Source organism: Pseudomonas retamae (assembly GCF_043496865.1).
GTDB lineage: Bacteria > Pseudomonadota > Gammaproteobacteria > Pseudomonadales > Pseudomonadaceae > Aquipseudomonas > Aquipseudomonas retamae.
In genome coordinates this window covers 249376-271883 of the sequence record NZ_JBIEIL010000004.1, presented here as the reverse complement: position 1 = coordinate 271883, position 22508 = coordinate 249376, and the positions used below count along the sequence as shown (strand labels likewise).

At 61.4% G+C, this 22508-nt stretch carries 20 protein-coding genes and 1 riboswitch; of the genes, 14 read left to right on the top strand and 6 right to left on the bottom strand.

The genetic code is table 11. The features are described from left to right. Window positions 1-78: 78 nt before the first annotated feature. From msbA to ACGSLL_RS10000, 7 genes are all read left to right on the top strand, one after another. Window positions 79-1899, top strand: coding sequence for a lipid A export permease/ATP-binding protein MsbA (gene msbA / locus ACGSLL_RS10030; protein ID WP_394505392.1), 1821 nt, complete (start codon window positions 79-81; stop codon window positions 1897-1899). Beyond that, window positions 1893-2789 carry a GNAT family N-acetyltransferase gene (locus tag ACGSLL_RS10025; protein WP_394505390.1) on the top strand — a complete coding sequence of 299 codons (897 nt, stop codon included), beginning with the start codon at window positions 1893-1895 and terminating at the stop codon, window positions 2787-2789. The genes msbA and ACGSLL_RS10025 overlap by 7 nt, the downstream gene beginning before the upstream one ends. A 4-nt stretch (window positions 2790-2793) precedes the next feature. Then, a complete protein-coding gene (locus ACGSLL_RS10020; RefSeq protein WP_394505388.1) occupies window positions 2794-4188 on the top strand; it encodes a PIG-L deacetylase family protein in 1395 nt (464 codons plus the stop codon). A 70-nt stretch (window positions 4189-4258) separates the two neighbouring features. Continuing rightward, window positions 4259-5680: a bifunctional D-glycero-beta-D-manno-heptose-7-phosphate kinase/D-glycero-beta-D-manno-heptose 1-phosphate adenylyltransferase HldE gene (gene hldE / locus ACGSLL_RS10015; RefSeq protein WP_394505386.1), complete on the top strand. Its 1422-nt coding sequence runs from the start codon at window positions 4259-4261 to the stop codon at window positions 5678-5680. Window positions 5681-5809: 129 nt separating this feature from the next. Next, window positions 5810-6784 carry a glycosyltransferase family protein gene (locus ACGSLL_RS10010; protein WP_394505384.1) on the top strand — a complete coding sequence of 325 codons (975 nt, stop codon included), beginning with the start codon at window positions 5810-5812 and terminating at the stop codon, window positions 6782-6784. Window position 6785: 1 nt separating this feature from the next. After that, the gene (locus tag ACGSLL_RS10005; protein ID WP_394505382.1) at window positions 6786-7472 is read left to right on the top strand and encodes a hypothetical protein; all 687 of its coding nucleotides are present in this window, start codon (window positions 6786-6788) and stop codon (window positions 7470-7472) included. A gap of 58 nt (window positions 7473-7530) precedes the next feature. Next, the gene (locus tag ACGSLL_RS10000; protein WP_394505380.1) at window positions 7531-8331 is read left to right on the top strand and encodes a hypothetical protein; all 801 of its coding nucleotides are present in this window, start codon (window positions 7531-7533) and stop codon (window positions 8329-8331) included. Window position 8332: 1 nt separating this feature from the next. Here the strand turns inward: ACGSLL_RS10000 and ACGSLL_RS09995 are convergent, their stop codons facing one another. From ACGSLL_RS09995 to ACGSLL_RS09980, 4 genes are all read right to left on the bottom strand, one after another. Further along, window positions 8333-9301 carry a metal ABC transporter ATPase gene (locus tag ACGSLL_RS09995; RefSeq protein ID WP_394505378.1) on the bottom strand — a complete coding sequence of 323 codons (969 nt, stop codon included), beginning with the start codon at window positions 9299-9301 and terminating at the stop codon, window positions 8333-8335. Between the two features lie 31 nt (window positions 9302-9332). Beyond that, window positions 9333-10145 carry an aldo/keto reductase gene (locus ACGSLL_RS09990; RefSeq protein WP_394505376.1) on the bottom strand — a complete coding sequence of 271 codons (813 nt, stop codon included), beginning with the start codon at window positions 10143-10145 and terminating at the stop codon, window positions 9333-9335. Next, window positions 10142-11317 (bottom strand): NAD(P)/FAD-dependent oxidoreductase, encoded by a 1176-nt coding sequence (locus tag ACGSLL_RS09985; RefSeq protein ID WP_394505374.1) that lies wholly within the window; start codon window positions 11315-11317, stop codon window positions 10142-10144. Before ACGSLL_RS09985 ends, ACGSLL_RS09990 begins: the two co-directional genes overlap by 4 nt. 198 nt (window positions 11318-11515) lie before the next feature. Continuing rightward, the gene (locus ACGSLL_RS09980; RefSeq protein WP_394505372.1) at window positions 11516-11848 is read right to left on the bottom strand and encodes a DMT family transporter; all 333 of its coding nucleotides are present in this window, start codon (window positions 11846-11848) and stop codon (window positions 11516-11518) included. Between the two features lie 106 nt (window positions 11849-11954). On the opposite strand from ACGSLL_RS09980, the gene ACGSLL_RS09975 reads away from it, so the two are divergent. Together ACGSLL_RS09975 and waaA are read left to right on the top strand one after the other, a co-directional pair. After that, a complete protein-coding gene (locus ACGSLL_RS09975) occupies window positions 11955-12851 on the top strand; it encodes a LysR family transcriptional regulator (RefSeq protein WP_394505370.1) in 897 nt (298 codons plus the stop codon). Between the two features lie 11 nt (window positions 12852-12862). Beyond that, window positions 12863-14137 carry a lipid IV(A) 3-deoxy-D-manno-octulosonic acid transferase gene (gene waaA, locus ACGSLL_RS09970; protein WP_394505368.1) on the top strand — a complete coding sequence of 425 codons (1275 nt, stop codon included), beginning with the start codon at window positions 12863-12865 and terminating at the stop codon, window positions 14135-14137. Window positions 14138-14191: 54 nt separating this feature from the next. On the opposite strand, the gene ACGSLL_RS09965 is transcribed toward waaA, so the two are convergent. Then, on the bottom strand, window positions 14192-15625 hold the full coding sequence (locus tag ACGSLL_RS09965) for a TolC family outer membrane protein (RefSeq protein ID WP_332765297.1): 1434 nt from the start codon (window positions 15623-15625) through the stop codon (window positions 14192-14194). 207 nt (window positions 15626-15832) lie between these two features. Then, a riboswitch (TPP riboswitch) is annotated at window positions 15833-15938 on the top strand. A 148-nt stretch (window positions 15939-16086) separates the two neighbouring features. Between ACGSLL_RS09965 and thiC the strand changes: the two genes are divergently transcribed. Continuing rightward, entirely contained in the window at window positions 16087-17976 is a 1890-nt protein-coding gene (thiC, locus tag ACGSLL_RS09960; protein ID WP_186619565.1) for a phosphomethylpyrimidine synthase ThiC, read from the top strand. Between the two features lie 165 nt (window positions 17977-18141). Beyond that, on the top strand, window positions 18142-19434 hold the full coding sequence (cytX, locus tag ACGSLL_RS09955) for a putative hydroxymethylpyrimidine transporter CytX (RefSeq protein ID WP_394505365.1): 1293 nt from the start codon (window positions 18142-18144) through the stop codon (window positions 19432-19434). On the opposite strand, the gene ACGSLL_RS09950 is transcribed toward cytX, so the two are convergent. After that, window positions 19403-20149, bottom strand: coding sequence for an RsiV family protein (locus tag ACGSLL_RS09950; RefSeq protein ID WP_208938988.1), 747 nt, complete (start codon window positions 20147-20149; stop codon window positions 19403-19405). The two genes, cytX and ACGSLL_RS09950, sit on opposite strands and share 32 nt — an antisense overlap. Window positions 20150-20370: 221 nt before the next feature. Here ACGSLL_RS09950 and ACGSLL_RS09945 point away from each other — a divergent pair, with 221 nt between their 5' ends. The 3 genes from ACGSLL_RS09945 to cpdA all read left to right on the top strand — a co-directional run bounded on the left by ACGSLL_RS09945 (window position 20371) and on the right by cpdA (window position 22347). Further along, window positions 20371-20988, top strand: a complete 618-nt coding sequence (locus tag ACGSLL_RS09945; protein WP_394505362.1) for an NUDIX domain-containing protein — start codon at window positions 20371-20373, stop codon at window positions 20986-20988. Then, on the top strand, window positions 20979-21431 hold the full coding sequence (locus ACGSLL_RS09940; protein WP_090280686.1) for a DUF1249 domain-containing protein: 453 nt from the start codon (window positions 20979-20981) through the stop codon (window positions 21429-21431). Before ACGSLL_RS09945 ends, ACGSLL_RS09940 begins: the two co-directional genes overlap by 10 nt. 100 nt (window positions 21432-21531) lie before the next feature. Beyond that, the gene (gene cpdA / locus ACGSLL_RS09935; RefSeq protein WP_394505360.1) at window positions 21532-22347 is read left to right on the top strand and encodes a 3',5'-cyclic-AMP phosphodiesterase; all 816 of its coding nucleotides are present in this window, start codon (window positions 21532-21534) and stop codon (window positions 22345-22347) included. Window positions 22348-22508 lie beyond the last annotated feature (161 nt).

Genomic DNA, 22508 nt, shown 5'->3' with positions numbered 1-22508 from the left:
GGCTGGCGCGCCGTCATGTTTATCGGGGAAAAAAGGCCTGTGATATCATCCCCGCCTCACTGAATTGTGCGGATCACCATGAGCAGTCCTGAACCGAAAGCCCAGTCAACGCTGGCGATCTACTTCCGCCTTTTGGCTTACGTGCGGCCCTATGCCGGTCTTTTTTTCCTCAGCATCGTCGGGTTTCTGATTTTCGCATCGACCCAGCCGATGCTCGCCTACATCCTCAAGTACTTCGTCGACGGTCTGGCCAATCCTGAAGCCAGTCTGTTCCCGGGCAACCCTTATCTGGGCGATTTGCAATTGCTGCAAACCGTGCCGCTGATGATTGTGTTCATCGCCCTGTTGCAGGGCGTGGGTTCGTATCTGGGTAACTTCTTTCTCGCCCGGGTTTCTCTTGGGCTGGTGCATGACCTGCGGGTCGTGTTGTTCAATAAATTGCTCGAATTGCCCAACCGCTTCTTCGACAAGAACAACTCCGGTCATCTGATTTCGCGCATCACCTTCAACGTGACCATGGTCACCGGCGCGGCAACGGACGCGATCAAAGTGGTCATCCGCGAAGGCATGACCGTGATCTTTCTGTTCTGCACGCTGTTGTGGATGAACTGGAAGCTCACCCTGGTGATGGTGGCGATCCTGCCGGTCATCGGCATCATGGTGAACAGCACCAGCAAGAAATTCCGCAAGCAGAGCAAGAAGATCCAGGTGTCGATGGGCAACGTCACGCATGTCGCCTCCGAGACCATTCATGGTTATCGCGTGGTGCGCAGCTTCGGCGGCGAAACCTATGAAAAGCAGCGCTTTCGCGATGCCAGCCAGAGCAATACCGACAAGCAACTGACCATGACCAAAACCGGTGCGGTGTACACGCCGATGCTGCAGTTGGTGACGTACAGCGCCATGGCCGTAGTCATGTTCCTCGTGCTGTATCTTCGCGGCGACGCCTCGCCCGGTGATCTGGTGGCCTACATCACCATGGCGGGTCTTTTGCCCAAGCCGATCCGGCAGTTGTCGGAAGTCAGCTCGACGATTCAGAAAGGCGTGGCCGGTGCCGAAAGCATTTTCGAGCAACTGGACGAGCCGGCCGAAGTGGATCAGGGCAGCGTCGAGCGCGATCGTCTTCAAGGGCGCCTGGAAGTGCGCAACCTGAGCTTCCAGTACCCGGACACCGACAAACCGGTGCTCAACGACATCAGCTTCAGCGTCGAGCCGGGGCAGATGGTCGCACTGGTCGGGCGCTCGGGCAGCGGCAAATCGACCCTCGCTGGTTTGATTCCGCGCTTCTATCAGCATGAGCACGGGCAGATTCTGCTCGATGGCGTTGAAGTCCAGGACTTCACCCTGCGCAGCCTGCGCCGTCAGATCGCGCTGGTGACCCAGGCCGTGACACTGTTCAACGACACGGTCACCAACAACATCGCTTACGGCGACCTGGCCGGTGCGCCGCTGGATGAAGTCAAACGTGCGGCCCGCGAGGCTTACGCCGATGAATTCATCGCCAAGATGCCCCAGGGTTACGAAACCATGGTCGGTGAGAATGGCGTGTTGTTGTCCGGCGGTCAGCGTCAGCGCATTGCTATCGCCCGCGCCTTGCTCAAGGATGCGCCGCTGCTGATTCTCGACGAGGCCACGTCGGCCCTCGACACCGAATCGGAGCGGCACATTCAGGCGGCGCTGGATCATGTTGTGCAAAACCGCACCACGCTGGTCATTGCACACCGCCTGAGCACCATCGAAAAAGCCGACCTGATTCTGGTGATGGACGAAGGGCGAATTGTCGAGCGCGGGTCTCACGCGCAATTGCTCGAGCAAAACGGCTATTACGCACGACTGCACGCCAAGGAATTCGAAGAAGGTGACGAACCTCAGCCGACCCACGCGACCGACGTATGCTGACGGTGTTTCGCAGCTTTCGTGAGCGCGGCTGGACCGAGATCGACCGTGACAGTTACGCCCAGGCCTGGCAGCGTTTCGGCGGCAGTTTTGCGACGCATCCCGACGTGGTCGAGCGCTTGTCGAGCTTCGTGGATATCGAGTTGCGCTATCTGGGCTGGCTGGTCGGCGGTGAAATCGTCGCCGCCGTACCGTGCTGGGGGCGGCACGTCGCGTTGTCCAAACAAGTGCTCAAGCGCGAGGGCAAGCGCGGCTTGCTCGACTTGGGCAATGCGGAAATCATCCTGCCGATTGCTGCCGACGTGGTGGTGCCGGTGCGCCAGCGCATGGCGTACGTGTCGCAACTCAATGCCGCGCAGATCAGCACCTTGAAACCGCAGCCTGAAGGCTTGGCTCTGGCGCGATTGCCCGAAGAGTATTCGAAGAAATTCCGCTACAACCAGCGCCGCGAGCAGCGCCTGCTGGAAGAAGCGGGCGGGTCGCTGGTGCCGATGGCCGACTTGACCGCGCAGGAACAGGCCGCTGCTTACGGCGATCTGTTTGAGCGCCGCTGGGGGTTCGAAGTGCCGGGCAAGGCCGGGCTGATTGAAGTCTTCAGCTTGTTGCGCGAGTTCATGACCGGCTCGGTGGTGATGCTCGATTCGGCGCCGGTGGCCATTCAGGTGTTGTACCGCGTCGAGGCACCGCAGTGGGTTTCGCTGGAATACGTCAACGGTGGCGTCGATCCGCAAAGCCGCGAATTCAGCCCCGGCAGCGTGCTGAGTTTCGTCAACACCCAGCAGGCGTGGGCCGACGCCCAGGCGCTGGGCAAGCCGCTGCGTTACTCGTTCGGCCGTGCCGACCGAGAATACAAGGATCGCTGGTGCCACACGGTGCCGGTCTACAAGGTCTGAATCGATGAGCGCACGCAAGCAGCAACTCCTCAAGGCCCACCGACGCAACAAGCGCCTGTTCCTGATCGGCTTTGTGCTGGCGCTGCTGCTGATCGGTTTCCTGATCAAGTGGTGGCTGGTGCCGCTGTTGCTGGTGCTGGCCTGGATCGCTCATGAGGCGTGGTTCGCCGATCATCTGTTCTATCGGCCATCTGACAATTATCAATACGATTTCCCCGAGCAAACTGCGCGCCAGACCGTGGGCGTCGACGGCGGCGTGGTGCGCCTGAGTGAGCCGCTGGCGCCGGGCGAGACGCTGGTGCTGGAGCTGGAACTGAAATCAACATGGCTGGGTCGCTGGCTCGACCCGTATGTTCAGGTCGGTGATGATCGTCAGGAATTCGAGCGCGGAGTGCGCGGTCGGCGCTTCCTCAATCTGTCCGGTCAGGAAGCGGCTTTGGCGCAGGGTTCGCTGACGCTGCGCGGCCATCATTGCGTGTCCGCGGCGACAGGCGTGCTGTGGGTCATGGCCAACCCCGATTTCAGCCAGCAGCGAGTCATGGTCATCGCGCCGCATGCCGACGATGCCGAACTCGCGGCGTTCGGCCTTTACAGCCGTTGCGATGACGTCAGCATCGTCACCCTGACCCAAGGCGAAATCGAAGCCGAAGAGTATCAGCGGCTGGGGCTCGATCAGGCCGCAGCGGCAAGCTTGAAGGGGCGCTTGCGCAGTTGGGACAGCCTGGTGATCCCACTCTGGGGTGGCGTGCCCGCCGAGCGTTGCGTGCAATTGGGTTACTACTGCCTGCAGCTGCCGGCAATGGCCGCAGCGCCGACGACAGCGTTCGGCTCCCGCGAATCGCAGGAAAGCGACGTGCGCAGTGTGCGGCGGCACAATCCGATGCGCCTGCCCGCCGATGCCGACGGCCAGCCGACCTGGGAAAATCTGCTCGCTGATCTGACCGCGCTGCTTGAGCACTATCGCCCCGAAGTGCTGGTGACTCCACATCCCCAGCTTGATCCGCACAGTGATCATGTGGCGTCGACGCAAGCGCTGCTCGAGGCAGTCAGCCGCAGTCAGTGGAAGCCGACCACGCTGCTCATGTACGCCAATCATCTGCACGACAACGATCGCTGGCCGATGGGCGCCGCAGGTTGCGGTATCGCGCTGCCGCCGGCGATCGAGCCATTGCCGGCCGACCGCTTGTGGAGTCCGCAGCTGTCGGCACCGGTGCAACTCGATAAAGCCATGGCGCTGGCCATGGAGCATGATCTGCAGGGCGCTGAGGTGTTCAAGCGCAAACTGCGTCGCTGGATTCAGCAGGGCCTGGCAGGTCGGCGCTGGCCTGTCACAGGCAAAAACGAGTTTTTCCGCAAGGCTGTGCGGCGCCACGAATTGTTCTGGGTACGCGACCTTTGAGATTGAGGCGGACGGCGCTTTACCCTGTGTTAATATCGCGCCCCTGTTCATTTTGTATGTGGGTTGCTCCATGAAGTTGTCCATGCCGCGTTTCGATCAAGCCCCGGTCTTGGTAGTCGGCGATGTCATGCTCGACCGCTACTGGCATGGCGGAACCTCACGGATTTCCCCTGAGGCGCCGGTGCCGGTAGTCAAGGTCGAGCAGATCGAAGACCGCCCGGGCGGTGCCGCCAACGTTGCCCTGAACATTGCCGCGCTGGGTGCGCCGGCGTCGCTGGTCGGTGTGACCGGTGATGACGAAGCCGCCGACAGCCTGAGCAACAGTCTCAAGGGCGCAGGCGTACGAGCCTTGTTCCAGCGCATCGCGCACCAGCCAACCATCGTCAAGCTGCGGGTCATGAGTCGGCACCAGCAGTTGCTGCGTATCGATTTCGAAGAGCCGTTCGCCACCGATGCGCTGGCCCTTGGCTCGCAGGTCGATGACTTGCTTGAAGGCATCAAGGTGCTGGTACTTTCCGATTACGGCAAAGGCGCGCTGAAAAACCATCAGGCGCTGATCCAGGCCGCCCGTGCGAAGAACATTCCGGTGCTGGCCGATCCGAAAGGCAAGGATTTCTCGATCTATCGCGGCGCCAGCCTGATCACTCCCAATCTCAGTGAATTCGAAGCCATCGTCGGCGGCTGCGTCGATGAGCATGAGCTGGTGAGCAAAGGCGCCACGCTGATGCACGACCTCGAGCTCGGTGCGCTGCTGGTAACCCGCGGCGAACACGGCATGACTCTGCTGCGCCCGGATCAACCGGCGCTGCACCTGCCGGCTCGAGCCCGCGAAGTATTCGACGTCACCGGTGCCGGTGATACGGTGATTTCCACTCTCGCCGCAGCGATTGCTGCCGGTGAAGACCTGCCCCATGCGGTCGCGCTGGCCAATCTGGCCGCTGGCATTGTGGTCGGCAAACTCGGTACGGCTGCGATCAGCGCCCCGGAACTGCGTCGCGCCATCCAGCGCGAAGAAGGCTCCGAGCGTGGTGTCCTGGGCCTTGAGCAATTGCTGCTGGCGGTAGCCGATGCCCGCGCGCACAACGAGACAATCGTGTTCACCAACGGCTGCTTCGACATTCTGCACGCCGGGCATGTGACGTACCTGGAGCAGGCGCGGGCGCAGGGCGATCGCTTGATCGTCGCAGTCAACGATGATGCCTCGGTCAGCCGCCTGAAAGGGCCGGGCCGACCGATCAACAGCGTGGACCGGCGCATGGCGGTGCTCGCCGGGCTCGGTGCGGTGGACTGGGTGATCAGTTTCTCTGAAGGCACCCCGGAAAACCTGCTGCGCGAGGTCAAGCCGGACGTGCTGGTCAAGGGCGGTGATTACGGCATCGATCAGGTGGTCGGCGCCGATATCGTCAGCGCTTACGGCGGCACCGTGAAGGTGTTGGGACTGGTGGAAAACAGCTCGACGACTGCGATTGTCGAGAAGATCCGCAGTCGCTGACCAGATGAATCTTTACCGTTGTGTACTGCGTGTGAACGGATTTTGCCTTGGGGATCTCACCGTTTCCGTTGAAGTTGGCAGGTTTGAATCCGCTGCGCGTGCCTGCCAATGTCGCGTGGTCAATAACTTATGAAAGTCATGCTCCTGGTGATGGACGAACAGCGAGTCATTCTCGACCGGCTCTACGACATCGTGCAGCAGAACTGTGATGAATGTGTCATCCATCGTTTGAGCAAGCAGCAGCAGATGAACCTGGGGCCGTTTCTGGCCTCGGTGAATTATCAGACCTTCGATCGCGTGGTGATCTTCTCCCGCGTCAAGCGCCTGGCCCCGCAGTTACGGGTGCTCAAGTGCATTCCGGGGCTGGTTTTCCTTGAACACGACGCCTATCAGAACTACATGCCGGCGAGTAAGTATCGTGGCGTGTATTCGCGGTTGTACCGGCGGTTGCCGAGTTGCCGGGCGCTGGTGTCCGGGGCAGTGGTCGCGCGCAAGATGCTCGCCGAGGGCATCGACACGGTGTTCGTGTCCAAGGGTTACGACGAGCAGATGCTGCACAATACGGGCGTCGAACGCGACATCCCTGTGGGTTTTCTCGGCAGCCTGAAAAGCACCGAATACGCCGAGCGCAAGGCCATGCTCGAGTCGCTTTCGCGGCGGACCGGGATGCTGGTAACGCGCACCAAATCCGGCGATGAATACCTGCAGACCCTCAACCGCATCCGCATTTTCGTCAGCGCCGACATCGGCATGAACGAGTTCATGATCAAGAACTTCGAGGCCATGGCCTGCGGCTGCGTGCTGCTGGCCTGGAGCCAGGGCGAAGAAGACCGCTTGCTCGGTTTCGAAGACATGCACAACACCGTGTTCTATCGCAGCGAAGAAGAAGCGGTAGAGAAGATCAAGCTGCTGCAGAGCGATCCCGAACTGGCCGAACGCATTGCCCGCAATGGTCAGGCGTTTGCCGAGAGCCGTTATTCGTTCGCCCGTGTCGGTCAGGCCCTCGCGGCTGAAATCCAGCGCGAGATGCGCCCATGGCAACCGCCCTCAGCCTTCACGCAGTGGTGGGTGAAAGTGCGTTACGGGATGAAGGTGCCGGTCTGAAATGAAGGATCAACCCATGGCGCTGGATGCGCTGCCAGGTGGCGATCAAGCGGTGTTCGAGGCATTGCCGGCAGAGCTGCGCGACTGCCTCAGTCGTGCGGCGCGGGTGGTGTTGATTGCCAATAACCCGGCCATCACCGCCGCGGATTTTCAGGCGCTTAACCTTGGCGCCGATGACGTCGTGGTCAGCTTCAATACCTGCATCAAGGCAACGCTGCTCAACGAGCAGAGCGTCAATGTCTTCGTGCACGGTTACAACGCGCCGGACGCCTACTTTTTCGGACTGCCCTACGGGCCTCATGTACAGCAAATGTTCGAACGTTCGGGCGAACGCTGTTTCAGCATGCTGGTGGGCTGCGCTGCGCCGATGTGCCCGCTGCCGCGCGTGGCGATGTATTGGGATCGGATCCCGCTGCCGCCGCTGTGGCATTACCCGGTGGACCGTCCGGGCGGTAAACGCTATGTCGGGCCGTCCACCGGTTTCAATACGCTGGTGCTGTTCGACTGGTTGCGTGGTGAGGCCGGTTATACCTATCAATTGCTGACCCTGGGTTTTTCCAACGAAGCCGGGAAGCTCTGGGGTGGGCACGCCTGGGACTACGAGCGCGACTGGCTGCGCCAATCGAATATCATCGCCATACCGCTGCAACCGCGGCGCTGGTGGCAAAAGCTGTTTCGACGAAAGTAAGCGACATCGTGTATCCGGATGCCGGCAGGCCCGAACGACTATCAAAAGGTGCTGTTGAGTGTTGAAAATCGCCGTGGCTTTTTTCGGTATCCCGAGAAATTCGCCGATCTGCTTCCCCTCCATTGAACAGAACGTCCTTGCGCAGTTGCCGGCAGGCAGCGAGGTGCAGTGCTTTTATCATCTGTACAGGATTGATGAAGTACAAAACGCGCGCTCCGGTGAACAAGGCGCGCTGGCCGCTGACAACTACCAGCCTTTCGAGGCAATGACCGGCACGCTGACTTCGACCGAAGGCGTACTGGAGCGCTGGGATTTTGAACGGGTCAAGTCACTGGGCGATACTTGGGCCGATGACTATGCGTCGCTGCGCAATCTGATTTATCAGCTCAATTCGCTGCACACCGTGACCACGATGATCGAAGCCTTCGATCCGGACTTCGTCGTTTACGTGCGCCCGGACAATTTCTTCCACACGGCGCTGCCCGGCTATGTGTTCAATCATGCCCAGGCTCGGCGCCAGCATGTCTATATTCCGGACTGGCAGTGGTGGGGCGGGCTCAATGACCGCTTCGCGGTGTGCGGGCGCGACACTTACGTCGCTTATGGCAAGCGCATCGAGCGGATCTTCGACTTCTGCGAAGCGACTGGCAGAAAGCTGCACTCCGAGCGCTTGCTCAAATATGCGCTGCAGCAGGCCGGCGCGAAAATCTGCACGCTGCCGACCCAGGCGTCACGGGTGCGCATTACCGGTGCCTTCGCCGAAGAGTCGTTCTCGCCCAAGCGTGGCATGGGCAAGCGCGAGAACCGTTACTTCCATTTCTTCGCCACGCTGCGCACCTGGTTCGACCGCCGGCGATAGTTCAGGACTTGGCCGGTTTCTTTTTGCCCAGACCCACCAGTCGCAGCGCCTTGATGCTCAATTGCTTGAGCCCCGAACGCGGGGCTTTGGCCGGTTGCAGACCCTGTTGCACCAGCCAGTCTTTCCAGCGGATCCGCTCCTCGCGCACCACCCAGCCTTGCTGAGTGGCAAAACTCTCGGCCAGATAGAGCCCGCGAGTGCCGGCTGGAACCAGCTTGTCACGCTTGAGCGTGTACAACTCGGCCACTGGCGCGCCGTCCTTGAGCGGCATCAGGTAGAGGTCGGGGCGCTTGCGATCGAGGCGGGCCACCAGTTGATCACCTTCCAGGCGCTCGTCAACGTGGAACAGGCTCAGGGACTTGGCTTCCTTGGGCACGTCCAGACGCAAGTCGTAGATCAATTGCAGGGAGGCGGTCGGCAGGTGCACATAGGCCCGCGGTCGTTCGAGCAATTGCAGACTGGCGCAACGCACCGGCCGCGCCGAACCGGACGCAGGCGTCAGGCGAAACGGCAGCGCTTCGCGATAATGCAGGGCCGCCGAGTAGGGCGCGGGCAGCCAGGTGTCATTGAAGCGTCCGCCGAGCCAGCCTTCCGGCGTTTCCAGCAGGCACTCTTCGGCAATTTCCTGAATCGCTGTGTGCAGTGGAATGTTCAGCTCATGGGCCGGCACATAACCGGAAATCAGCTTCAGCACCACGTCGCCACGATCCTGGCGGCGCTGGCGCACCAGCACCCAGTAATCGCGATTCTGCCAGTGCAGGGTCAGGCGCACCGAGACGCCGAGGTTGGCCAGTTCCAGCGAGAAGTGCTCGGCATCGGCCACGCTCACCGGTTTGCGCCGCTGCAGGGTCTGCGCGAAATTCAGCGGCATGCCGACGCTCTGGTAGCTCAGGCCTTCGGCAGTGGCTTCGACGAACAGCGGCAGGGTCTTGAAGTTACTCGGATTCTTGCGGATGAGCGTGCGCGGCATATCGGCTCCTGCTTATGGCCGCGGGGCGGCGTCAGTGACCACGAAGGACCTGAGCAACGGTCGCAACGTTGTGGGCGAGGTGCAGCGGATTGATCGTGCCGACAATAGCACTGGCTACGCCAGCGTGCGCGAACAGCAACTCGAAGCTGGCCCGCACCGGATCCACGCCCGGACTCAGACAGACGTGACCGCTGGCCAGGGCTTTCTTCACCAGAATGGCTTTGCCGTGGGCAGCAGCATAGTCAATGACTGCCTTCTCGTTTTGTTCGTTCAGATTGTAGGTGACCATCGCACAATCGCCTTGCTCGAGGGCTTTGAGACCACCCTCGACGGTTTTGCCGGAAAAGCCGAAGCCGCGAATCTTGCCTTCGGCCTTGAGCGCCGCCAGCGTCGCGTAAACCTCTTCGTTTTCAAGAATCGCCAAGTCGTTGCCGTCGGAGTGCACCAGCACCAGATCGATAAAATCGGTTTCAAGACGTTGCAGGCTGCGCTCTACCGACATCCGCGTATGCGCTGCGCTGAAGTCATGGCGCGACAGGCCGTCGGCAAATTCTTCGCCGACCTTGCTGACGATTACCCAGTCCTGGCGCTGGCCGCGCAGCAGCGGGCCGAGGCGTTCTTCGCTGCGGCCATAGGCCGGGGCGGTGTCGATCAGGTTGATGCCCAGCTCGCGGGCCTGACGCAGCAGCATGCGCGCGGCGTCGTCGTCGGGAATCTCAAAACCGTTGGGGTATTTCACCCCTTGATCGCGGCCGAGTTTGACCGTGCCCAGGCCCAGCGGCGAAACCGTCAGCCCGGTGCTGCCCAATGGGCGATGGAGATCATGCAAATTGGCGATGGTCATGGCAGCAGTTGCTCCCAGGCCGGAACGCCCAGCGGCGGTTTCGGAAGCGGGGGCAGCGGCTCGGTGACTTGCGGCGCAATACCGTCGCGTTCCAGCGCCGCGATGACGCGATCGGCAAAGTCCGGCGCCAGTGCCAGTTTGGTCGGCCAGCCGACCAGCAGACGGCCCTGTTCGGCGAGAAACGCATTGTCCGGCCGGGTCAGCCCGGTTTGCAGCGGCTCGGCGCGGTCAACACGCAGGGTCGCCCATTGTGTAGTGCTGAGGTCGATCCATGGCAGCAGTTGAGCGATTTCCTTTTGCGCCGTGGCGATCTGCTCGGCCGGATCGCGGTGCACGCCTTCGCTCTCGGCGATGTCGCCACCCATGTACCAGACCCATTGGCCATCAGCGGCCGGATGGGTAGTCACGGTGATGCGCGGTTTGGTGCCGCCGCCCAGGCAATGGGCATACAGCGGTTTCAGGCCCGGGCCTTTGGCGAGGATCATGTGCAGCGGCCGGCGCTGCATCGCCGGTTGGCTGAGGCCGAGCGCTTCGAGCAATTGCGCCGTGCCGGCACCGGCACTGAGGACGATACGCTGGGCATGAATGGCGCGGCCGTCGACCGTCAGGCCGACCAGTACGCCATCCTCCAGCAGCGGCTCGATGCTTTGCCCGGCGAGCAGGCCGTCGTCGGCCAGGTCGGCCAGCCGCTGGATCAGGCTCGGCACGTCGACCACCAGTTCGGCCAGACGATAGACCTTGCCCTTGAAGCGCTTGTCTTGCAGAGCCGGCGGTAGTTCGTCGCCCTTGACCTGATCGACGCGACCACGCACGGCTTTGCTGGCGAAGAAACTGGTGAGGTTGCCGGCCAGAGTGCCCGGCGACCACAGGTAATGGGCTTCGGACAGCAGGCGCACGCCGGTCAGGTCCAGCTCGCCGTTGCCGGCCAGGGCTTCGCGCCAGCGCCGCGGCATGTCGGCGATTGCTTCCGACGCCCCGGTCAGTGCGCCATGCAAGGCGTATTTGGCGCCGCCATGAATGATCCCCTGCGACTTCATGCTTTGCCCGCCGCCGAGGCTGGCGCTTTCCACCAGCACGGTCGAAAAACCCTGACGGCGCAGACGCGCGTTCAGCCAGAGGCCGGCGACACCGGCGCCGACAATCAGAACGTCGGTGGAAATAACGGATGGCATGCAGCGACCTCAGTGTTCAAGACGAGGGCGCAGTATACAGACTCGGGAAAGGGGCGGATTTGTCGAAAATCAACCGGACAGATACAAAACCATTGTGGGAGCGAGCCTGCTCGCGAAGTGGGCGTGTCAGTCGATATATCTGATGCCTGACACACCGCATTCGCGAGCAGGCTCGCTCCCACAGGAATTTGTTTGGACTTAATGGCCGGCGGTTTTGGAGAACAGCTGGATGACGACCACGCCCAGCACGATCAGCCCCATCCCCAGCATCGCCGGGATATCCAGTTTTTGCCCGTACAGAAACAGCGCTGCGACACTGACCATCACGATGCCCATGCCGGCCCACACGGCGTAGGCCACGCCGACCGGCACGGTGCGCACCACCAGCGTCAGCATCCAGAACGCAATCGCGTAGCCGACGATCACCAGAATCAGCGGCAGCGGCGTGCTGAAGCCTTTTACCGCTTTCATCGACACGGTGGCGATCACTTCGGCGCAGATCGCGATAGCGAGGTAGGCGTAGGCGTTCATGATGGAAATCCTCAAATAAAACGTGGCTTGCTGGGGGCGCATTTTAGTCGAGCATCAGATGGGGTAAAGTCATTACCTATCTGTAATCAAGATGGGTTGCCGGCGCATGCAGTGGAATTTCGAGCAACTGAGGGTGTTTGTCAGCGTCGCTGAGCAGCGCTCGTTCTCCGCCGTGGCGCGTCAGCAGCGCAAGGCGCAGTCTGCCATCAGCAGTGCCATCGCCATGCTCGAAGCTGACTTGGGCGTGAGCTTGTTCGAACGCAGCAGCGGGCGTCAGCCAAGCCTTACCGAAGCGGGCGAAGCCTTGCTCGAAGAGGCGCGGGAAGTCTTGCGTCAGTGCGAACGCCTCAACGGCCGCGCCATGGCGATGCTGCGTGGTCAGGAAGCGCAGTTGCGCGTGGCGCAGGATGAGGCGATGCCGTATCAGGCGCTGGTGGAAAGTTTCGGTGAACTGGCCGAGCAGTTTCCCAGCCTCGAAGTGCAACTGACCAGCGCCGCTCAGGGTGAAGTCGCGCGCAAACTGGTCGAGCGCCGCGCCGATCTTGGCTTGTTGTTCTATCACGATGAAATCCCCGAAGCACTCGAGCGGCGTGTGCTCGGCAGCGTGGAAATGGTCACGGTGTGCGGTATCCATCATCCGTTGGCAGCGCAGCCTTACGTGACTTGCCAGCAGTTGGCGCAGCATCGGCAGTTATTGATGTCGACGCAAACCAGCGTCTACCCCGGCAACGAAGCGGCCAGCCCACAAGTGTGGCGCGCCGACAGTTTCTATGTGATGTCCGAATGGCTGGTGCGCAACCTCGGTTGGGCCTGGTTGCCACGCCATGTGGTGCAGTATTCGGCGTATCAAGGGCAGATGGTCGAACTCGCCAGCGAATGGACGCCGCCGGCACTGGTGGTGGAACTGGTCTGGCGCCGTGATGAGCCGCTTGGCCCGGCCGCGCGCTGGCTGGCCGAACGTTTTGCCGTGCACTTGCGCGCGATCGGCGACAAAAGCCGATAAACTCCGCCGCCATGAATAGAACTCTCTACACCGCGCTGTTTTACCTGGGGCTGCCATTGGTGGCGATTCGGCTGTGGCTGCGCGCGCGTAAGGCGCCGGCGTATGCCAAACGGATTGGCGAACGTTTCTCCTGCAACATGCCGACGCTGCGACCCGGAGGGATCTGGGTCCACGCTGTGTCGGTGGGCGAAAGCATTGCCGCCGCGCCGATGATCCGCGCCTTGCTGCAGCGTTATCCGCAGTTGCCGATCACCGTGACCTGCATGACGCCGACCGGTTCGGAGCGGATTCAGGCCCTGTTCGCCAATGAGCCGCGCATCCAGCACTGCTATCTGCCCTATGACTTGCCGTGCGCGGCGACGCGTTTTCTTGATCGCGTCCAGCCAAAACTCGCGGTGATCATGGAAACCGAGCTGTGGCCCAACCATATCCATCAGTGCGCCAAGCGTGGGATTCCGGTGGCGCTGGCCAACGGTCGGTTATCGCAGCGTTCGGCCAAAGGCTACGGCCGTTTTAGCAAACTGACCGCGCCGATGCTCGCTGAAATGAGTCTGTTTGCCGTGCAGACCGAGGCCGAGGCTCAGCGTTTTCGCGATCTGGGCGCGCGGCCGGAAACCGTCGAAGTCACCGGTTCGATCAAGTTCGACCTGACTATCGACCCGCAACTGCTGCAACGCGCCGCCGAACTGCGCGGTCAGTGGCAGGCGCTGGAGCGTCCGGTGTGGATCGCCGCGAGCACCCACGAAGGCGAGGACGAAGTGGTGCTCGACGCCCATCGTCGCCTGTTGGCCAATCATCCCGATGCATTGTTGATTCTGGTGCCACGCCACCCCGAACGTTTCAATTCGGTGTTCGACCTGTGTCAGCGCGAAGGTTTCGCCACGGTACGTCGCTCGACCGGGACCATTGTCGATGCGCAGACGAGCGTGCTGCTCGGCGACACCATGGGCGAGTTACTGTTTCTCTATGCCTTGGCCGACAGCGCATTCGTTGGCGGCAGTCTGGTCGCCAACGGCGGGCACAATCTCCTGGAGCCGGCGGCGCTGGCAAAACCGGTGATCAGCGGCCCGCACCTGTTCAACTTCCTCGACATCGCCGCGCAACTGCGCGAAGCCGGGGCACTGGCCGAAGTGGACGATGCCGAAGGGCTGGCGGTCGAGGTGCAGCGTTTGTTCGAATTGCCGCGCGATGCGCAGCGCATGGCCGAGGCCGGGCTGGCGGTGATGCGCCGCAACCAGGGCGCGTTGCTGCGGTTGCTGGAGGGGTTGGGCAGGCTGATCAAATAAGCGCGGCATAAAAAAGATCGTCCGGGCATGCCCTGGACGATCTTTTTTTTCATTTCAAGGCCGGGCTTTCAATTGCGCCTCGGCCGCTGAGGCCAGATCCGGCGGGAGGAAATCCTTGTCCGGGTTGTAGTCGGCTTTCAGATAACGTCGCAGGTCTTGCAGGTCCCCCGGGTTCAGCGTGCCCGCCGCCTGCTTCAGGCGCAGGTTGTCGAGGATGTAGTCGTAGCGGGTGTTGTTGTAATTACGCACCGAGGTGTACAGCTGACGCTGCGCGTCGAGCACGTCGACGATGTTGCGCGTGCCGACCTGGTAACCGATTTCCGTGGCTTCCACCGCGCTCTGGTTGGAGATGATCGACTGGCGGCGCGCCTGTACCTGTTCGACGTCGGTGTTCACCGCACGGTGCAGGTTGCGGGTGTTTTCCACCACCTGACGGCGCAGCGATTCGCGCTGCTGCTCGCTCTGATCCAGTTGCGCGTAGGACTGGCGCACTTGCGAACTGGTCAGCCCGCCGCTGTAGATCGGGATGTTCAGTTGCAGGCCCAGCGTGCTCTGTTCGACGTTGCCGCCATACGGCGCGCCAAACGAATTCGGATTGGCAAAGCCCAAAGCGTCGTTGTCACCTTTTTCATATTTGGCCACCGCATCGAGGGTCGGCAAGTGCCCGGCCTTGCGCTGCTTGAGCGTTTGCTCAGCCGAGCTGACGGCGTAGTTGCTGGCGAGCAGATTTAGATTTTGTCGCGCCGCGGTGTCGACCCAGGACTTCGCATCGTTCGGCGCCGGCGGCAGAATCGGCAGGCTGTGGACGATGCCCTGAATCGAGTTGTACTGGCGGTTGGTCAGGGTGATCAACGCTTCGAACGCATCATCGACCTGGCGCTGCGCGACGATGCGGTTGGCCCGTGCGGTGTCGTAACTGGCTTGCGATTGCAGCACGTCGGTCTTGTCCGAGAGGCCGACGTCGAAGCGCTCGTTGGACTGGTCGAGCTGGCGCTTGAACGCGGCTTCTTCGGCCTTGGTCGAGGCGAGGTTGTCCTGGCTGCGCAGCACATTGAAATAGCTTTCGGCGGTTTGCAGGATCAGGTTCTGTTCGGTCGCCGAGAGTTGCAGGGCGGCCTGTTCGTTGACGTCCTTGGCGGCCTGGTACTGGAACCAGCGATCGGCGCGGAACAACGGTTGGGCGAGGGTCGCCTGATACGAATGAGCGCTGCGATTGGCAATCGCTGAAGGCTGGTCGATCGAGGTACGCACGTCGGCGACTTCGGCGCCACCGGACAGATTCGGCAGCAAGCCGGCGCGGGCCTGTGGCACCACTTCTTTCTGCGCGCCGTACTGGGCGCGGGCGGCGGCCAGATCGGCATTGTTGTCGACCGCTTCCTGATAGACGCTGACCAGATCGGTTTTGGTCGACAAGGGCGCTTCGGCCGCCCAGGCCATTGCGGTGGACGCACAAGACACGGCAACAGCCAGTGAAAGTTTGCGCAGCATGAGGCGATCCCTAGCATTAAATATTATGGAAGTAATCCGGGCGCCAAAGGTAAGGCGCAGCCCGCACACCGTCAAGGCTGGGCAGGGCACAGCGAGTGTAGTTGCGCATCGCTTCGGCAACAATCGGGTACGCCGGTGTATTTATGCCATTCATCAAGGCGTTCGCTGCGGTGTTGGCGTTCCTTGGCGGTTGTGTCTAGACTGGCCGGGTTCTTGTCGGGGTGCCTTGCTATGAGGCTGAGATCGAATAATTTCGGATCCCGTTGAACCTGATCAGGTTAGCGCCTGCGTAGGGAACAAGATTTCTCGTCACCCGGCGAGTCCTCTTGTGCTTCGTCCGGGAAATTGTTCGACAATCGAACGCCCCCCATGACGAATGCACAGCACCGGTTCTGGTGCGTCCGTGCCTCTCAGGTTCTGCTCCGACAATCCACTGCTGGATGCTGTCTGGAGAGCCCGTGATGACGACAAAAGAAAAAAACGCGATCAATCTGAGTGACTCGGCCAAGGTCGACGAGCAATCGGTCAAGCCGTTCACCCGTTCGCAAAAAGTCTACGTTCAGGGCTCGCGCCCGGACATCCGCGTGCCGATGCGCGAAATCAGCCTGGACGTGACCCCGACCGACTTCGGCGGCGAAATCAACGCGCCGGTCACCGTCTACGACACCTCTGGTCCCTACACTGATCCAAACGTGGTCATCGATGTGCGCAAAGGCCTCGGCGATGTACGTTCGGCGTGGATCGACGACCGTGGCGACACCGAGCGTCTGCCCGGCCTGAGCTCGAACTTCGGTCAGCAGCGTCTGGCCGATGCCGAGCTGACCAAGCTGCGTTTCGCTCACGTCAACAACCCGCGCCGGGCCAAGGCCGGGGCCAACGTCAGCCAGATGCACTACGCGCGCAAAGGCATCATCACCGCCGAGATGGAATACGTCGCCATCCGCGAAAACATGAAGCTGCAAGAGGCCCGCGCGGCCGGCCTGCTCAAGCAGCAGCACGCCGGCCACAGCTTTGGCGCGAGCATCCCGAAAGAAATCACCCCTGAGTTCGTCCGCGAAGAAATCGCCCGCGGCCGCGCGATCATTCCGGCCAACATCAACCACGTCGAACTGGAACCGATGATCATCGGCCGTAACTTTTTGGTGAAGATCAACGGCAACATCGGCAACAGCGCACTGGGTTCGTCGATCGAAGAAGAAGTGGCGAAACTGACCTGGGGCATTCGCTGGGGCTCGGACACGGTGATGGACTTGTCCACCGGCAAGCACATCCACGAAACCCGCGAGTGGATCATCCGCAACTCGCCGGTGCCGATCGGTACTGTGCCGATCTATCAGGCGCTGGAGAAGGTCAACGGCGTTGCCGAAGACCTGACCTGGGAGCTGTTCCGCGACACGCTGATCGAACAGGCCGAGCAGGGCGTCGACTACTTCACCATCCACGCCGGCGTGCTCCTGCGCTACGTGCCGCTGACCGCCAAACGCGTCACCGGCATCGTCTCCCGTGGCGGTTCGATCATGGCCAAGTGGTGCCTGGCGCACCACAAAGAGAACTTCCTCTACACCCATTTCGACGAAATCTGCGAAATCATGAAGGCCTACGACGTCAGCTTCTCGCTGGGCGATGGCCTGCGTCCGGGCTCGATTGCCGACGCCAACGACGAAGCGCAATTCGGTGAACTGGAAACCCTCGGCGAGCTGACCAAGATCGCCTGGAAGCACGACGTGCAATGCATGATCGAAGGCCCGGGCCACGTGCCGATGCAGTTGATCAAAGAGAACATGGACAAGCAGCTCGAGTGCTGCGACGAGGCGCCGTTCTACACCCTCGGCCCGCTGACTACCGACATCGCTCCGGGTTACGACCACATCACTTCCGGCATCGGTGCGGCGATGATCGGCTGGTTCGGCTGCGCGATGCTTTGCTACGTGACACCGAAGGAACACCTGGGCCTGCCGAACAAGGATGACGTGAAGACCGGGATCATCACTTACAAGATCGCTGCGCATGCTGCGGATCTCGCAAAAGGGCATCCGGGCGCGCAGATTCGTGACAATGCCTTGAGCAAGGCGCGCTTTGAATTCCGTTGGGAAGACCAGTTCAACCTCGGCCTGGACCCGGACACCGCGCGTTCCTACCACGACGAAACCCTGCCGAAAGACTCGGCCAAGGTCGCGCATTTCTGCTCGATGTGCGGGCCGAAATTCTGCTCGATGAAAATCACCCAGGAAGTCCGCGAATACGCGGCGAACCAGCGTATCGACGCAGTCGACGTGGACGTTGCCAAAGGCCTGGCGGAACAGGCCGAGCGGTTCAAGCAGGAAGGCAGTCAGCTTTATAAAAAAGTCTGACCCGGTTCTCACTGATCGTTCCCACGCTCCGCGTGGGAATGCAGCCCGTGACGCTCCGCGTCACTGGACGCGGAGCGTCCCTGGAGGCATTCCCACGCAGAGCGTGGGAACGATCATCGGACGGCGGGTCAACACAACAACAATTGTTCCTTTGAGATAACACCCTTGAGCATTCAACCCGGCACTTATTCCCCCGACCTCGCCGTACCCTCTGACAAGCGTGTCTTCGGCGGTCGCGATCTGTTTTCCCTGTGGTTTTCCCTCGGCATCGGCTTGATGGTTTTGCAGACCGGCGCCTTGCTCGCTCCCGGTCTGGGCCTGTCCGGCTCGCTGCTGGCGATCTTCCTCGGCACGCTGGTCGGTGTGCTGTTGCTGGCCGCCGTCGGCGTAATCGGCAGCGACACCGGCCTGTCTTCTATGGCGGCGCTGAAACTCAGCCTCGGCAACAAAGGCGCGAGCCTGCCGGCGCTGCTTAATCTGCTGCAATTGATCGGTTGGGGCTCGTTCGAGATCATCGTCATGCGCGACGCTGCCAGCCTGCTCGGCACCCGTGCGTTCAGCGAAGGCTCGCTGTGGGCCAATCCGATGCTGTGGACCCTGTTATTCGGCGCGTTGGCGACCCTGCTTGCGGTCAGTGGACCGCTGACGTTTGTGCGGCAGATCCTGCGCAAGTGGGGCATCTGGCTGTTGCTCGCCGCCTGCCTCTGGCTGACCTGGAACCTGTTCGCCAAAGCCGATCTGGCTGCATTGTGGGCGCGCGCCGGTGATGGTTCGATGCCGTTCGCCGTGGGCTTCGACATTGCCATCGCCATGCCGCTGTCGTGGCTACCGCTGATTGCCGATTACTCGCGTTTCGGCAAGCGCGCGAAGAACGTTTTCGGCGGCACCGCTGTGGGTTTCTTCATCGGTAACTTCTGGCTGATGAGCCTTGGCGTCGCCTACACCTTGGCTTTCGCGCCGAGCGGTGAGGTCAACGCGCTGCTGCTGGCACTGGCGGGTGCCGGGCTGGGCATTCCGCTATTGCTGATCTTGCTGGACGAGTCGGAAAACGCCTTCGCCGACATTCATTCGGCAGCGGTATCGAGCGGGATTCTGTTGCGCCTGAAAGTCGAGCATCTGGCCTTGGCCATCGGCGTGATCTGCACGCTGATCGCGCTGCTGGCGCCGTTGGCGCAGTACCAGAACTTCCTCTTGCTGATCGGCTCGGTGTTCGCGCCGCTGTTCGGCGTGGTGCTGGTGGATCACTTCATCCTGCGCAAGCGCAGCGCCCAAGTGGCATCAGCTGCGTTGCGCTGGCCGGCATTGTTGGCCTGGCTGGGTGGCGTGAGCACTTACCACTTGCTGGCGAATCTGTATCCGGATGTCGGCGCAACCCTGCCGGCGCTGGTGCTGGCAGGGCTGTTGCAGCTGGTGCTGGGCCGGGCCTTCAGTTACGGCCGGGAAACAGCTCAGGCTTGAGAATGCCATTCAGGCGCGGGTAAGGAATCTTCAATTCGACGTGGCCCAGCGCGTAAGGCGCAATGGTGGTCACGTCGTACTTGAGGATCACGCCGCCGTAGGTCAGCGCCACGTTCGGCGTTTTCACGAACGGCCAGTTCGCCACGAACTCCGGCTCCTGATCGAGCTTGGTGCTGATCAGCCAACTGTTGTGCGCAACCTGCGCAGCTTTCCAGAAAGCTTCTTCCTGGCCCGGCAGCAACATGTCGGACAGGTTCAGCACTTTATGCTGTTGACGCGAATAGTTGATGAAACCGCGCCCCGGTGTGCCATGGGCACCGCCGGTGTCGAGGTAGCTCGACAGCTCGATGATCACCAGGCCGTCATGCTGCTCGCGTACTTTCGCTTGCAGGTAACTGCTGTAGCGCGGGCCGGCGCTGGCCAGAAACTGTTCGCGATAAGCCGCCAGGGTCGGCGCGACCGGGGCGTTCTTCTCGGTGCGGGTCATCTGCAGCAGGCGTTTTTCGATGATGCCGTCCAGTGCCGGCTCGTCCGGGAACCGCAACGTATCGATGTTCACCAGTGGGCACTCAGGATTGGCGCAGCCGGGTTTGAGCTGTTCCGAGGCATCGCGTTTGGTGTCCAGCGGCGTGCGGTAGTTGGGCTGGAACAGGCTGGCACAGGCGCCCAGAGTCAGGGCGATAGCGGCCACAGAGGCAATTTTGAAAAGCGACATGGGCGTCCTTTCGAAAGCAGGGGAAGGCAAAAAAGTTACCGCTTCGACTCTCAACGAAGCAGTCAGTTCGCCACTAAGCTAATTAGAGTGGGTTTCGCCGTCACCGTCCATCCCGCTGACGGTAAAGGGGCTGCATCAAACGGTGCGGGCGCGTTAGGATGGCGCGAAGTCGAGGTCGCCCAGCGCAACCTCGTCATGGACTTGTAGTAGAGAGGATGCTCATGACCGATTTTGCCAACGCCATTCCGACCGCCGTCGATATCGTGCGGCGCGAAAAGTGCTACGAGGGCTTCTACAAGCTCGATCGTGTGCACCTGCGCCATGAGCTGTTCGCCGGTGGCATGAGCCGCGAGATCAACCGGGAAATTTTTGTCCGCCACGACGCTGTGTGCGTGCTGCCCTACGATCCGCAGCGCGACGAAGTGGTGCTGATCGAGCAGTTTCGCGTCGGCGCCATGGGCAAGGCCGACAATCCGTGGCTGGTCGAACTGGTTGCCGGTCTGATCGACAAGGATGAACAACCGGAAGAAGTTGCTCACCGCGAAGCGCAGGAGGAAGCTGGACTGGACATCAAGGCGCTGTGGCCGATGACCAAGTATTTCCCCTCGCCGGGTGGCAGCAACGAATTCGTGCATTTGTATCTGGGGCGTTGCAGCACCGAGGGTGTGGGCGGTCTGCATGGCCTGGAAGAAGAAGCAGAAGATATCCGCGTCACGGTCTGGGCTTTCGAAGATGCCTTGCAGGCTGTCCGTGACGGACGCATTGCCAATGCGGCGAGCATCATTGCCATGCAGTGGCTGGCGCTGAACCGCGCCGAAGTGAGGGGGTTATGGTTGTAAACAAGCTGCGCGATCGTTATCGAGTCGACCTCGTGGGGCTGCAAGCCGCCTGCGAGGCCAACTACGCGCGCCTGATGCGTTTGCTGCCGGACATGCGCAGCGAGCCCGAGGCCCGGCGCATCGCCGTGACCCAGGGCGAGCAGATGCTCGGCGTGCTCGCCCTCGAAGTACTGCAGACCTGCCCGTACACCACGACGTTGCAGGTGCGTCAGGAACACAGTCTGCCTTGGCTGCCGGTGCCGCAACTGGAAGTGCAGGTCTATCACGACGCGCGCATGGCCGAAGTGGTCAGCGCCGAACATGCACGACGCTTTCGCGGCATCTATCCTTATCCGAATGCTTCGATGTACCAGCCGGATGAAAAGGCTCAGCTCAATCTGTTCCTGGGGGAATGGCTGAGCCATTGCCTGGCGTTGGGGCATGAGTACGAAGTCGTACGCTAGTTGTGAACTGTGTCCGGTTCGCCGGTTTCCTCTTTGCCTGAACCCCCAGCATAATTGCGGCACCTGACCGATTCCGTGCTTTTGCCTTGGGAGAACGCCTTTGCCGAGCGTATCCACGTTGACCACCGCCGATCCGGCGTTGCTGGTGCAGTTGTCCGACAGCCATCTGTTCGCTGAAGCGGACGGTGCGCTGCTGGGCATGAAAACCCGCGAGAGTCTGCAAAAGGTCATCGACCTGGTACTGGAGCAGCAGCCGCAGATCGATCTGCTGCTGGCCACCGGCGATATTTCCCAGGACGGCACGCTGCAGTCGTATCAGCTGTTTCGCCAGATGAGCGCGCAGATCGATGCGCCGGCGCGGTGGATTCCTGGCAATCACGACGAGCCGATGATCATGGCGCAGGCCGCTGTGCAGAGCACACTGCTGGAACCGGTGGTTGATATCGGCAACTGGCGAGTGACCATGCTGGATTCGGCGGTGCCGGGTTCGGTGCCGGGGTATTTGCAGGACGACCAATTGCAACTGCTGGCCCGCTCGCTCAGCGAAGCGCCGGAGCGCCATCATCTGGTGTGTTTTCACCATCATCCGGTGTCCATTGGATGCGCGTGGATGGAGCCGATTGGCTTGCGCAATCCCGAGGCGTTTTTCGAGGTGCTGGATCGTTTTCCACAGGCCCGTGCGGTGTTGTGGGGGCATGTGCATCAGGAGATTGATCGCGAGCGCAATGGCGTGAGACTGATAGCTTCGCCTTCGACGTGCATTCAGTTTGAGCCGGGGAGTGAAGACTTCAAGGTCGGCGAGCAGGCTCCGGGCTATCGGTGGTTGCGGTTGTTGCCGGATGGGCGGCTGGAAACCGGTGTCGAACGCGTTATCAATTTCGCCTTCACCGTCGACTACGGCTCTGACGGTTACTGATTTTCGATCAAGAGCCCCTCACCCCAGCCCTCTCCCAGAGGGAGAGGGAGCCGACCGAGGTGTCTTTCGCTATCCATCGACCTGAAGCAGCGTTGTCGATTATGGATTCACAGCACAGCGTTCAGGTCGATGTAGTGCGCAAATATCTCCCATTCGGTCCC

Bases quoted from the DNA above. Each gene is read 5' to 3' on its own strand.
- msbA (WP_394505392.1), top strand. From the start codon at position 79: ATGAGCAGTCCTGAACCGAAAGCCCAGTCAACGCTGGCGATCTACTTC.
- ACGSLL_RS10025 (WP_394505390.1), top strand. From the start codon at position 1,893: ATGCTGACGGTGTTTCGCAGCTTTCGTGAGCGCGGCTGGACCGAGATC.
- ACGSLL_RS10020 (WP_394505388.1), top strand. From the start codon at position 2,794: ATGAGCGCACGCAAGCAGCAACTCCTCAAGGCCCACCGACGCAACAAG.
- hldE (WP_394505386.1), top strand. From the start codon at position 4,259: ATGAAGTTGTCCATGCCGCGTTTCGATCAAGCCCCGGTCTTGGTAGTC.
- ACGSLL_RS10010 (WP_394505384.1), top strand. From the start codon at position 5,810: ATGAAAGTCATGCTCCTGGTGATGGACGAACAGCGAGTCATTCTCGAC.
- ACGSLL_RS10005 (WP_394505382.1), top strand. From the start codon at position 6,786: ATGAAGGATCAACCCATGGCGCTGGATGCGCTGCCAGGTGGCGATCAA.
- ACGSLL_RS09995 (WP_394505378.1), bottom strand. From the start codon at position 9,301: ATGCCGCGCACGCTCATCCGCAAGAATCCGAGTAACTTCAAGACCCTG.
- ACGSLL_RS09990 (WP_394505376.1), bottom strand. From the start codon at position 10,145: ATGACCATCGCCAATTTGCATGATCTCCATCGCCCATTGGGCAGCACC.
- ACGSLL_RS09985 (WP_394505374.1), bottom strand. From the start codon at position 11,317: ATGCCATCCGTTATTTCCACCGACGTTCTGATTGTCGGCGCCGGTGTC.
- ACGSLL_RS09980 (WP_394505372.1), bottom strand. From the start codon at position 11,848: ATGAACGCCTACGCCTACCTCGCTATCGCGATCTGCGCCGAAGTGATC.
- ACGSLL_RS09975 (WP_394505370.1), top strand. From the start codon at position 11,955: ATGCAGTGGAATTTCGAGCAACTGAGGGTGTTTGTCAGCGTCGCTGAG.
- waaA (WP_394505368.1), top strand. From the start codon at position 12,863: ATGAATAGAACTCTCTACACCGCGCTGTTTTACCTGGGGCTGCCATTG.
- ACGSLL_RS09965 (WP_332765297.1), bottom strand. From the start codon at position 15,625: ATGCTGCGCAAACTTTCACTGGCTGTTGCCGTGTCTTGTGCGTCCACC.
- thiC (WP_186619565.1), top strand. From the start codon at position 16,087: ATGACGACAAAAGAAAAAAACGCGATCAATCTGAGTGACTCGGCCAAG.
- ACGSLL_RS09950 (WP_208938988.1), bottom strand. From the start codon at position 20,149: ATGTCGCTTTTCAAAATTGCCTCTGTGGCCGCTATCGCCCTGACTCTG.
- ACGSLL_RS09945 (WP_394505362.1), top strand. From the start codon at position 20,371: ATGACCGATTTTGCCAACGCCATTCCGACCGCCGTCGATATCGTGCGG.
- ACGSLL_RS09940 (WP_090280686.1), top strand. From the start codon at position 20,979: ATGGTTGTAAACAAGCTGCGCGATCGTTATCGAGTCGACCTCGTGGGG.